Below are 733 nucleotides of genomic sequence, written 5' to 3' on the forward strand. Positions count from 1 at the left end.
GCCGCAGAAAACGTCACCATCGTTGATGCTGATTCAGAAAACAACACCGTTGCCCTGGGTAGCGTAGCAGCCCACACAGGCACCGTCACCATCGGTACAGCAGCAGGTGCAGGCAAAGTTGGCGGCTTCATCAACTTTGACACCACAACAGTTGGTGCCAACGGTGGTTTGAACCGTATCGACGTCTCCGGCGCAGCCGCTGACGGCTCCGGCGTACAAGACCTGTCCCTGACAGCTGGTCAAGTCAAACTGGTTGCCGCAACGATTGACGCTTCTGCAGAACTGGCCAACGTTACCGTTCGCGTTTCTACCAGCTCCGCAGCCAATGGCGCACAAAAAATCACCATGGGTGCCGGTAACGACACCGTCATCTTCGACAACATCCAGGACACACGTGCTGGTCTGACCATCTCCGACACCGTAGCCGGTGGCGCAGGTACAGGCGACACACTGGTTATCGACGGTGACCTGACAGGTGCCAACCTGGGTGACACCATCGCCCTGGGCGCGTCCGAATGGACCAACGTATCCGGTTTCGAAACAATCCGTCTGGTTGGTACCTCCAACAACGCCGGCGTTGTTGGTGCTGGTAACTACCGTCTGACATTGACCGATGCCCTGATCGCTGCCAACAACAACGCAGGTGTACTGGCCATCGTCAATGACAACGACACAGCCAACAATGCCAACAACACAGCAGACACAGCTGGTACAGCACAAGAAAGCGCCGTTG

Annotated in this window: 1 protein-coding gene; it reads left to right on the plus strand. The window is 56.8% G+C overall.

The annotated features are described in order from the left end of the window. Window positions 1-733 (plus strand): hypothetical protein (locus H8L32_RS27215; RefSeq protein ID WP_408058970.1); only part of this gene is annotated, 733 nt, incomplete at both ends.

This window comes from Undibacterium hunanense, from assembly GCF_014284335.1.
Lineage (GTDB): Bacteria > Pseudomonadota > Gammaproteobacteria > Burkholderiales > Burkholderiaceae_D > Undibacterium > Undibacterium hunanense.